The 11,698-nt window shown below is 41.0% G+C and carries 8 protein-coding genes; 4 read left to right on the top strand and 4 right to left on the bottom strand.

Features of this window, described 5'->3' with window-relative positions:
* The first annotated feature begins 202 nt into the window (after window positions 1-202).
* Window positions 203-1,729 carry a GH3 family acyl-acid amido synthetase gene (locus tag SAE01_RS16975; protein WP_147204990.1) on the top strand — a complete coding sequence of 509 codons (1,527 nt, stop codon included), beginning with the start codon at window positions 203-205 and terminating at the stop codon, window positions 1,727-1,729.
* Between the two features lie 145 nt (window positions 1,730-1,874).
* Complete coding sequence (locus SAE01_RS16980) at window positions 1,875-3,089, top strand: hypothetical protein (RefSeq protein ID WP_147204991.1); 1,215 nt, start codon at window positions 1,875-1,877, stop codon at window positions 3,087-3,089.
* Between the two features lie 6 nt (window positions 3,090-3,095).
* Here the strand turns inward: SAE01_RS16980 and SAE01_RS16985 are convergent, their stop codons facing one another.
* Both SAE01_RS16985 and SAE01_RS16990 read right to left on the bottom strand, forming a co-directional pair.
* A complete protein-coding gene (locus SAE01_RS16985; RefSeq protein WP_246113266.1) occupies window positions 3,096-3,746 on the bottom strand; it encodes a hypothetical protein in 651 nt (216 codons plus the stop codon).
* 78 nt (window positions 3,747-3,824) lie between these two features.
* Complete coding sequence (locus tag SAE01_RS16990; protein ID WP_147204992.1) at window positions 3,825-5,060, bottom strand: glycoside hydrolase family 5 protein; 1,236 nt, start codon at window positions 5,058-5,060, stop codon at window positions 3,825-3,827.
* A gap of 221 nt (window positions 5,061-5,281) precedes the next feature.
* Here SAE01_RS16990 and SAE01_RS16995 point away from each other — a divergent pair, with 221 nt between their 5' ends.
* Both SAE01_RS16995 and SAE01_RS17000 read left to right on the top strand, forming a co-directional pair.
* Window positions 5,282-5,629 (top strand): hypothetical protein, encoded by a 348-nt coding sequence (locus SAE01_RS16995; protein WP_147204993.1) that lies wholly within the window; start codon window positions 5,282-5,284, stop codon window positions 5,627-5,629.
* A gap of 197 nt (window positions 5,630-5,826) precedes the next feature.
* The gene (locus SAE01_RS17000) at window positions 5,827-6,540 is read left to right on the top strand and encodes a GNAT family N-acetyltransferase (RefSeq protein ID WP_147204994.1); all 714 of its coding nucleotides are present in this window, start codon (window positions 5,827-5,829) and stop codon (window positions 6,538-6,540) included.
* 19 nt (window positions 6,541-6,559) lie between these two features.
* On the opposite strand, the gene SAE01_RS17005 is transcribed toward SAE01_RS17000, so the two are convergent.
* Together SAE01_RS17005 and SAE01_RS17010 are read right to left on the bottom strand one after the other, a co-directional pair.
* Window positions 6,560-8,143 carry a GDSL-type esterase/lipase family protein gene (locus SAE01_RS17005; RefSeq protein WP_147204995.1) on the bottom strand — a complete coding sequence of 528 codons (1,584 nt, stop codon included), beginning with the start codon at window positions 8,141-8,143 and terminating at the stop codon, window positions 6,560-6,562.
* A 158-nt stretch (window positions 8,144-8,301) separates the two neighbouring features.
* Window positions 8,302-11,538 carry an error-prone DNA polymerase gene (locus SAE01_RS17010; RefSeq protein WP_147204996.1) on the bottom strand — a complete coding sequence of 1,079 codons (3,237 nt, stop codon included), beginning with the start codon at window positions 11,536-11,538 and terminating at the stop codon, window positions 8,302-8,304.
* Window positions 11,539-11,698 lie beyond the last annotated feature (160 nt).

Consider the following 11,698-nt stretch of genomic DNA (forward strand, 5'->3'; position numbering starts at 1 on the left):
TTTTGGGGCAGAAATGTAGAAAACGTCAAAAAGGAGCGAATACACTCGTTCCTTTTTTTGTTTGTATTAGTCTTGTTTTCACCCTATTACAACTTATGGTTTAACCCTTTTTCTTAGCAAAACTGTCAGTTGTCATAATGAATTTATCAGAATTCTGCGGCAGGTATAAATATTGCTTAACCTAGAAAAAAATTAAAAGAGCATGGCGCTGTTAGGTGGAGTAATCAAAAAAGCAATAGATTTTAATGGATTAATAAGCCGCGAGGTAAAGCCGGGTAAAGCACAAAAAGCAGTTCTTTTACAGCTTTTAAAGAAAGCCAAACTTACCGCGTTTGGAATGCATTATCATTTTAATGAAATTTTAGAAAGTGCTGACCCAATTCGTGCTTTCCAGGAGAAAGTACCGGTGCATGACTACGACGGCATGTATGACCAATGGTGGCATTATCTGCTAAAAGGACACCAAAACATCACATGGCCAGGCGGGCAAAAATACTTTGCACTTAGTAGCGGCACCACGAGTAATAAAAAATATATCCCCGTAACAAGCGACATGGTTAGTGCTATCAAGAAATCGGGTATGCAACAAGTGTTAAGCTTGAAAAACTTTGATCTTCCTACAGATTTTTTTGAAAAGCAAATTCTAATGCTTGGCAGCAGCACCAGCCTGATACAAGAGATCGATCATTTTGAGGGAGAAATCAGTGGCATCAGCGCTGCAAACATTCCCGGTTGGTTTAGTAAGTTTTACAAACCAGGTGCAGAAATAGCCTCAATTGAAAACTGGGACGAAAAAGTTAAGAGGATTGCTGAGGAAGCACCAGGTTGGGATATTGGTAGCATCTCCGGTATTCCGTCGTGGGTAGAATTAATGTTGAAGGAGATTATAAGCCACAACAATCTTAATACAATTCACGACATCTGGCCTAACCTTCACGTTTATACATCAGGGGGTGTCGCTTTTGAACCATATAGAAAAAGTATGGAAAAGTTGTTGGCTCGTCCCCTTATTTACATCGATACATATCTTGCTTCCGAAGGCTACCTTGCTACGCAAAAAAGGCCCAATACTAACTCAATGGCTTTGATTGTTGACAACGGTATTTTTTTCGAGTTTGTCCCTTTCTTAGAAGAAAACATTGACGATGAAGGACGGGTTAAACAAGATGCGGAAGTACTTACACTTCAGCAGGCCCAGGAAAACGTCGAATATGTTTTGCTTATTTCAACCGTGTCGGGAACATGGAGATATATGATTGGGGATACAGTAATTATCACTGATAAAAAGAGATCTGAAATTCAAATTAGCGGGCGTACAAAACACTACTTAAATGTTGTAGGTGAGCAACTGTCAGTCCAAAAAATGAACATGGCGATTGAAAAAATCGAAGATGTTTTTGATACGGAGATCAAAGAGTTTGTTGCGTCAACGGTGTTTGAAAATGACGAATACAAAATGAAATTCGTCATCGGCACCGATAAGGAAATTAATACGGCGGAAGCATCTGAGATTATTGACGCCGAATTATCTGAAAACAATAAAAACTACAAAGTCGCGCGTACTAAAGCTTTGAAAGGAGTTGAAGTGGAGGCTGTGCCTGTAGAACACTTTTATAGTTGGAGTGAAGAATTTAAGAAACTGGGTGGACAGGCAAAGATCCCAAGGGTAATGAAAGAACAGGATTTTATTGAATTCAGAGAATATGTTCAACAATTAGTTCAAGCTTAATAGTAGTATTTAAGCTTCTGCCGTTGTTGAAAAAAAAACTGTTTCCGAGCACTAAATAATCGCCTTACATCTCCCGATTACCTGCAAAAGCGTTGGGAACAGCAGTAAATTTTCAGTAGCTTTATAAGGAAAGAATTCCTGACTTATGAACAAGTCTTTTCTTTTTTTGATAGCTCTCCTATTTACTTTTCAAGTAAAGGCGCAGCCTGCCGATTGTGTACTTAAACAGCCACTAGTCGGTATTAATTTCGGTACGGGCAACATTCAAGATCTCAACAGCTCAGCACTAGAAAATTACGAACCTGTTTCATATTACTGTCCAACCGACGGCCACTACACTTTTACTCCCTACACCAGCAAGTGTTTTCGGGACGACTGGTTTACCCTGGAAGAAGACCATACCCCGGGAGATGTTGCCGGTAACATGATGCTTGTAAATGCTTCTCATAGAGGCGGCGCATTTCTAAGCACAACCATCAACGGGTTAAAAGGTAACACTACTTATGAATTTGCCGCATGGATGATGAACCTTTGTAAGATCACAAAAAAATGCCCTTTTCCATTGCTTCCAGTAATTATAGTGAGGTTAGAAACAGTTGCCGGAAAGTTGGTAGGGCAATTTAGAACAGGCGAACTTGTGCGGCGACAGTCCCCGCAATGGACCCAGCACAAAGCCTACTTTACAACCCCGGCTTCCCCCACGCCGCTAATCCTTACCATGATTGACATTTCTCCTGGTGGTTGCGGAAATGATTTCGCGCTAGATGACATCACCTTCCGCGAATGCGTAAAGCCTGTTGTAAAAATCACAACTCCACCCAAGCCCATTGTTCAACCGAAAAAAGTTCAGAAAGCGCCGCCATTGCTTGTGAAAAAAGCAATTTCACGACCTGCAAAAAAACAAGCTGAAATCATTCCAATTGTAAAACCTAAAAAAGAGGTAGCAGCACAAACGGTTCCGGTGGTAAAGCCGCAACCTTCTGCTTTACCTGTTTTGCCGCCTCACCTTACAACCCGATCAAGTCCCCTGGTAAAACGAATCGAAACCGAGATGGGCGAAATTAGAATCGACTTGTATGACAATGGTGACATCGACGGAGATACAGTTACTATTTATCATAACAACACGATGTTGTTTGCAAATGTTGGCCTTACTCAAAAACCCCTGACATTCAAAATCCTCGTTGATTATAACCATCCGCATCATGAGCTAGTTATGGTAGCAAATAACCTGGGTTCTATTCCCCCGAATACTTCTTTAATGATTGTTACTGCAGGCGGCCGGCGTCATGAGGTCTTCATTTCCTCCACGGAACAAAGAAATGCAAAAGTGGTTTTTGACTTAAAGGATAACAGGTAGCTGATTCTACTTCTGCTTCTCAAGCAGCTTCTTCTCCTCTAATTTTCTTACTTGCTCTACAATTACATCAGGTGAGAGATACAGCCTCCGGATTTTGTCTTTATAAGCTTGCGGAAGTTCTGCATGATCGAGAATAAAACGTTTGGTGGCGACAATATAATTCCCCATTCCGCGCTCAACTGCCAGCGAGTCTGCCAGCATTTCTGCATGTTTTACAAAGGATGAGTGAAAATAGTACTTGTAGCCAAACGAGATCATCCCCACATTACTCCTACTCTCGTAGTCGAGAATATGGCCCAACTCGTGTCCTATCCATCCCACCATTACTTCGTCTGGTATTTGCTCAATAGGCATTTGTGAATGTATCAGCTTGAACTGCTTACTTATATTGACTCTGTAACGCCTGTTTTTTCTTCTGCTTAGTAAGGTCATAAAAACAGGTTGCGCCTGCATCACTGATGTCTTAATGTTCTTTTTAAAAATAAAGCTGATGTTGGCAGGAATTAATTCAGGGTAAAACGAAAGAGCTTTAAGCACATTTTTTTCTACCGCAGCCGGTATTACCTTATTGTTTCTAAATGATTTCAACTCCTCATTTTGCTGGGCCTGCGTGTTTATCGATTGAGATACCATCATAAAAACTACAAACAACTTCATTAAAATATTCAAATTCAATTAACCATTTTATTAAAGCTTGTTTGGGGACAACTGTTCATCAGTTTGTTCCTTCCACGCCTATCGTATGCTTTCATACTTCAAACCTAAAGCTTTTATATACCCTTCATTTCCTTGACACTTCTTAAAGAGTATTGCATCTAACAACTGGTTAAATGAAGCCTTTGTGGTTTGAATGTTTTTCGGCCTTAAATCTCTGATATCCTGAAAACTCTTTTTTGGCGCGTCTGCATAATTGATAATAGAATCGTACCCGGCAGGTTTATCAAAGGAGACAATGCCGCTTTTGCTATCCATTTTCTTGTAAGGCCAGAAATGCCACCCGATATTATTTTGCTCACAAACAACTCTAAAACTATCTACCCAGCCATCACTGTTTTCACCAGTTTCGCCAACATATATCGGTACGTTGTACTTATCCCGAAAGTCAATGTAATCCTGCACCACCGACTTCACGGCTGGGGTCCAGTACTTATGAAAAGTGTAAGCAAGATTACTGTCGAAGGGTTTCCCAAAAGGTCTGAAGTTTGAGTCCCATTGAGAACCGCCAAGAAAAATAAGATGGTTTTTATCAACAGTTCTTATAGCAGCTACAATCTTTTTATACAGTGGTTCGAGTGTAGGGTTAAAGTGTGAGCTATCAAAAAAATGAGCAATCGGCTCGTTCAACAAATCGTAGCCTAAAATAATATTTTCATTGCTGTAGCGGCTTGCAATCTTGGTCCAGATATCTACCGTTTGTTGTTGATCGGCGGGACTGTCAAACAAAAAAGGGTAAGCAGAACCGTCATCGATATTATCTCCCGTTTGACCTCCTGGTGCACAATGCATATCGAGTATAATATACAGTTGCTCCTTTTTGCACCAACCGATAAGCCTGTCAAAAAGGATAAAACCTTGCTGGTCGTTATTCTGTCCCATATAATTCTCATTCGTAAACAAGCGGTAATTAAAAGGAAGCCTGATAGAATTCATCCCAAGTATTTTGAGGTAATGAATGTCAGCAGCAGTGATATAATTGTCCTGGAACTTCTTCCAGAACACTTTCATTTCTGCCGGTCCAACCAACTCTGTAAATGCCTGGTTAATTAGCCTTGGAGAAGTAGCGTTGTTCAGTTTAAACATATAACCCTCAGGAACCAGCCAGTTACCAAGGTTGGTTCCCTTAATCAGGAATGGCTTTCCATCAGCAGAAATAATCTCCTTGCCCTTTGCATAAAAAAATCCTTTCGATTGCGTTTTCCCGAACTGTATAAATGCAGCAAAAAAGATAAAAAGTAGCAGGCATTTTTTCATAGAACAAATGATTTTAGTGCAAATTAGAGAATATAGAAAGAAGTACAGCGGCAACGTGTTTGAGAGGTTAGCCGAGTATTGGCGTGGATAAAGACGTCCAATTATACAAACGTTCGACAATTTTGAAGCGCAAGGAGAAATGACAAAAATTTGAAGACGGGATGATGTAGATCATCTTTCTTGCCAATACTCCAAAAGATATTTGTATAAAATAATTATATATGCAAACGATATCATTAAACCACTCACAAACAGAAAGATCAGTTCAATTTCAAACAACTTCAATTTCTAAGTGGCTCAATAAGACACTCGCAGTTGCAGAAGAAAATAGGTTCGGTGTTACAGCCATTCTAATTTTGCTGCAGGTTTCAATAGCAGGTTTTAACGTTGTTATTCCGCCTATGATTGGTGCATCCGTTCTCCTGATGGCTCCAGGAATTTCTTTGGCTTTCTTATCAAATAGCATTGCGCTTGCTCAAGCAAAGATGAAGTGGGTTTTACTGGGCTTCGCGTTAAGCATGATTGTAAACGCAACCATCAGTATTTATTGTTTTTCTAAATTATTATAATCCCATAAATAGAACCTGTAAAGCTAAAAAGGTCTGCACATGCAGGCCTTTTTTATAAAGAAATATTTAGACTAAATCATAGCGAACCTCGCTTAATCGTTCGTTTTAGCTTGCGACATTCCTGGCAGTTCTTTTCTGTTTTAACTAAATGATCATTGTAGATAAACATCGTTACCTAAATTGCAGCTGCGAAATTTATGGGACCTTTTTACTACATAGCTGCCGATGAAAATTCTTTCAAGAATGAATCTTTCGATCATCTCCTCGCTGCCGGATACTATAGGATGCAGCACCTTATGTTTACCTGCAACGACACAGCTTTAGGAGAAGACATGCCTGCTGTTCCTGTCTTTTGGCTACGCACGCTCGTAAACCAATGCGGGCTTAACAGGGCCGCTAAAACTATTCTGAAAAAGGCCGAAAACTTTTCCGTAAGTGTCCAACCTGCTAGTGTTGATGATGAAGTTGAAAGTCTGTACGCCCTCTATAAAAATCATGTTCCTTTTTCTGTATCTACTACCTGTACCGATTATTTGCACCAGGAAATTGTACCTCATCCTTTTGATTCAATGATGGTGCAGGTGCGTGACGATGACAAGTTAATTGCTACCGGGTATTTTGATAAGGGAAGTCAATCAATTGCAGGGATCATGAACATTTACCATCCCGATTACAATAAATATAGCCTAGGCAAATTCCTGATGTTGCAGAAGCTGCAATACGCCCTCTCCCAGAAAAAAACGTTTTACTATACTGGCTACATCAGTACCGGAAGTACCCGCTTCGATTATAAAACCTTTCCTGACCCAACTGCTGTAGAAGTTTTGTTTCCTGATAAACAGGAATGGCAGCCTTACCATCTATTGAGTAAAGCATTCCTGGCGGAATATTATTCAAAGTTTTTAGTATAAGTCAATAAATAAAAAAGCACTACTTACGCTTCAAAGCTTCAGCGATTGCTTTCTCCGCCAACGGCCCCATAATTCTATATCCCTTCAGATTTGGATGGACCCCGTCCTGAGATAAGCTAGCAGGCAAACCATTCCGCTCATCTTTCATCGCATTGAAATAGTCGAGGTATACAATGTTGTTTTTGCCGGCATACTCTTTCAGCATTGCGTTTAGCTTTATTACTTTTTCTGCGGGCTGCATTCCCGGCCTCCATGGAAAATCATAAGCAGGCAAAACAGATGAAATGACAACTTTTATATTATTCATCTTCGCTAACTGGGCCATAGAAACAATGTTACCAAACGTTTCATCAAGGGTCATTGGGCCGGTGTTTCCTGCGATATCATTAATACCTGCAAGAATGACAACAACCGCTGGCTTTAGGTCAATAACATCAGGACGAAAACGTATCAGCATTTGGGGAGTCGTTTGTCCGCTAATACCCCTGTCTATATAATTTTTACCTGCAAAAAAAGAAGAGTCAACATTGATCCACGCGTCAGTGATTGAGTTTCCCATAAAAACTACGCGAGGTTTTGCAGAGCTGCTGGAAGCCAAAGCAGTGTTAGCTTTTTTGTAACGGTTTAAATTTTGCCAGTCGCTATGAAAACGGTTTTCGTCATTCTTCTTTATATCATCGAGCTGCCAGTCTTCAAGCCTCTTTGCCCACTCGGGCGGGTGCAACAACTTAAGATAATTGTTTAATCGAAGCCAGTCCCCAAAACGTTCAATCCACGTATCGGAAGGCAGATGTTGCACGCGCATACCAAAGCCATGGCCACCTTTAGAGTACATATGAATTTCGGCAGGATGTTTTGCAGTAAGCCATTGCTGGTAGAGGTTAGTACTATGAGGGGCAAGATTTAAACCATCGTCGGTTGCAGCAGCAATAAACAAAGGCGGCGCATCGCTCGCAACCTCAGTAACCATTTCCGGAGGAAAGTAAGGATACACAGGCGCAACAAAATCAGGACGGTTTTCTGAAGTGTAGTTGAAAGCGGCAGACGCAGCTACGGTACCACCAGCAGAGAAACCCACAATCCCTATTTTATGTGGATCAACCCCATATTCCCTTGCATGATTTCGTACATAAGCAATGGCTGCTTTTCCGTCAGCTACAGAAAGTGGAATGGTGTTTTTGAGGGCTTGATTAAAATCTGCATTCCCCCATTTAGCTGTCATTTCAGCAACGGGATCTGTGGTAAGACTGTGAGCAAGCCTGTATTTTAAAACAAAACAGGTAACCCCTTTTTTGACCAGCCACCTGGCTACATCATATCCTTCGCTATTGATAGATAAAGCATGAAATGCACCTCCGGGCGCAATGATCACAGCCGTTCCGGTTAAAGACATTGAGTCTGGAGCAAAAACAGTGAGTGTCGGGTGCGAAACATTATAGACAGCTTTTGTTTTCCAGGCATTATTATCGCTTTCCGCCTCGTTCCAGTTCCAGCTTTCAGAACCGGGTGCAGCACCAGGATATAACTGTATCACCTTTTGTTGTGCCTTTAAAACAGCATTAGAAAACAAAAGGACGGTCAGCAGAAATGATAATTTATTCATTTGGCAAAGCTTTTTAGAATTCGATAAATGTATTGAATATTTAGAAAGCTTTTGCGTAGACGAATTATTAAGTTGGCTCTTTTGGTTGGTTTTCAACAAAAATTACTTTAAATGATTTTAGTATGCTTTATTGATTTTCTTATAAAGAAGCAAGGTACTTACCTGAAATTCCTTGCTTCTGGAAAAAGTTTTTCCTGCGCATCCTCACGAACCTGGCTTCTCTTGTTTAATCCCGGCGGAATTGATTTTTCATCAGGTCTTGCAAGGGTTAGCACTTGTGGTGTTTCGTTATTTGATGGAGTTAGTTTTCGCAGCAGTTTTGATAAATCATAACAACGTTTTACGATTACATGTATTACTTCCCCCTGTACCTGCAAATGACCTTCGGCCATGATCAATCTTGATTGTAAAATCTCTTTTCGATATTCATCAAAAAGATTCTGAAAAATAACCAGGTTAGCAACCCCAGTTTCATCTTCAATGGTCATAAAACAAATGCCCCCTGCTGTACCCGGTCTTTGACGTACTAATACAAGTCCGGCCACTTTTACCGGCTGTCCATTTTTTGCAGTAGCAAGTTGACTGGTTGATAAAATGTGCAGCTGTTGCAACTTCTCCCGCACGAAACTTACAGGATGAGCTTTTAAAGAAAGTGAAGTGGAAGCGTAATCATGCACCACATGTTCTGCAGTTGACATTTGAGGCAGTGATATATCTTCAAGCTTTTCATCTGCCGATGGCTGCCCCGTAAACATTGCTACCGGTTTATCCTTTGTGGATACTTCCCAAAGCGCCTGTCGACGGTCAAGGTTAATCGACCTGAATGCATCTGCATCTGCGAGTTTTTCTAATGCAGCATCCGACAAGCCAATCATTCGTAAATCTTGTATGCTTTCATATTTTTTTTGTCTTGCTGACACCAGTAAATCCATGTCTTCTTCGCGGATCCCTTTTACCTGTCTAAATCCGAGGCGAAGGGCGGCCTCACCCCGTCCCTCTCCTCGCGGAGAGGGAGGCATTTCAAGCTTATTGTCCCAATGCGAATAATTGATATCAATTGCTCGTACTTCAACATCATGTTTACGTGCATCAATTACAATTTGTGCAGGTTGATAAAAACCCATCGGCATGCTGTTAAGCAAGGCACAGGCAAACACATCGGGGTAATAACATTTAAGCCACGAAGATACATATACCAATAAGGCAAAGCTGGCTGCATGACTTTCCGGAAAGCCATAACTTCCAAAGCCTTCCAGTTGTTTAAAAACACGTTCTGCATATTCTAAACTATAGCCTCTTTCAGTCATACCGTTGATGAGCTTACTATGAAACCTAGAAACCCCTCCCTTCATTTTAAAAGTTGCCATACTTCTCCGCAGTTCATCAGCTTCAGCAGGCGTAAACCCTGCTGCAACGATTGCAATCTTCATCGCTTGCTCCTGGAACAGTGGTACACCTAAAGTCCGTTTTAATATTTCTTCCAAATCTTTTGAAGGATATTCAACCGGTTCTTCTCCATTTCTCCGACGTAAATAAGGATGCACCATATCTCCCTGTATAGGTCCCGGACGAACAATTGCAACCTCTATTACAAGATCATAAAAGCAACGAGGCTTCAATCGTGGCAACATGCTTTGTTGTGCCCGGCTCTCTATCTGGAACACGCCAATTGTATCAGCATGACAAATCATGTCATACACCTTTGGATCATCCTGTGGAATATTAGCAAGCGTGAGGTCAAGTCCATAATGCTCTTTTGTAAGGTCAAAAGCTTTTCTTATACATGTAAGCATTCCCAAAGCAAGCACGTCAACTTTCATAAATCCCAATGCATCAATATCATCTTTGTTCCATTCAATACATGTCCTGTTTTCCATGCGGGCATTCATGATGGGGCACAAGTCTGAAAGTTTGCCATTGGTAATTACAAAGCCTCCCGTGTGCTGCCCCAATTGTCTCGGAAAACCCATAAACTCTTTGGTAAGTTGCAATACCTTTTGCAGGTGTTTATTCTGTGGATCAAAGCCTTGTTCTGCAATTCGTTTTCCTTCGAACCATTCATCTGTAAACTCCCAAATAGCGCTTGACAAACGATTGATAGTGTCAACAGAAAGCCCCATTGCTTTGCCCACATCTCTTATTGCTCCTTTTTGATGTTGTTGTGTTACGGTGGCAACTATAGCTGCCCTGTCACGTCCATACTTTTGATAGATGTATTGAATGACTTCCTCACGTCGTTCATGTTCAAAATCCACATCAATATCAGGAGGTTCATTGCGGGCAGAAGAAATAAACCGCTCAAACAGCAAATCAAATTTTGCAGGATTAACAGAAGTGACCCCAAGGCAATAACAAACCGTAGAGTTGGCAGCAGAGCCTCTTCCCTGGCAAAGAATACCTTGGCTGCGGGCAAAGCGGACGATATCATAGACCGTAAGAAAATAAGCAGCATAATTCATCTTCTCGATGAAATCCAGTTCGTATTTAATTGCCTCCTTTGTTTTCACTGGAACGTCTTCTCCAAACTTCTCTTTGGCGCCTTCCCATGCGAGGTAGGTAAGCTCTTCTTGCGGAGTTCGGCCTTCACTCGTTATTTCCTCAGGATATTCATATTTCAATTCATCCAGAGAAAACCTGCAGGCTTCAGTCAACTCATGTGTCTTCTCGATTGCATCTTGGTATTGCCTGAAAAGACGCAGCATCTCATCACTCGGTTTCAGGTATCGTTCAGCATTTGAATGTAATCGAAAACCTGCATTATAGATCGTACATTTTTCACGAATGCAGGTCATAACATCCTGCAACTGCCTTCGGGATGGAGTATGATAATGCACATCATTAGTCGCAACAATTGGTATAGCTAATTCCTTTGACAACTGCTTAAGGCGGTATAGATATTTGCTGTCATTTCCCTGGTAGCGGCGGGTTGCAGCAATATATAAGTCTCCCTGGAAAACTCCTTTATATTCCTTCAAAGCAGTTTCAAACGATGAGTCAAACTCAAAAGCCCCGTTCAATTCATCCGGCGGCAACGCAACAAATTTCACTCCCCTGGCATACTCAAAAACATCTGCTTTATATAAATGACACTCTCCTTTCTCTGCCCGACTATTTCCTAACGTAAGTAAATTGCTTAATTGAGAGTAAGCAGTTTTATTAGTGGGATATGCCAATAAGCTTGGCCCATCCAGCAAGTCTAACCTGCAACCCACTACTATTCTTATTCCCAATTTTCTTGCGGCAGCATGTGCCCGTACGATCCCTGCGAATGTATTTCGATCTGTTATTGCAATTTCCTTATATCCATAAGCAGCAGCCTGCTCAACCAACTCTTCAGGATGAGAGGCTCCGCGCAGGAAAGTAAAATTAGTTGTTACCTGGAGTTCTGTGTACATTTTTTTCTTTTGGTCACCTGCATTTGAATATAATTCAACATCGTTGTGTCACCTACTGCAACTGAAATCTTCTCTTCTACTTTTTATAAAACTTACTTATGTATAGGTCGTTTCTTTTCCCAAAAATTCTCATGTGCAGCTTGTCACTTTCTTTTTCTTG

Origin of the sequence: Segetibacter aerophilus, assembly GCF_007991655.1 — a bacterium.
Classification (GTDB): Bacteria; Bacteroidota; Bacteroidia; order Chitinophagales; family Chitinophagaceae; genus Segetibacter; species Segetibacter aerophilus.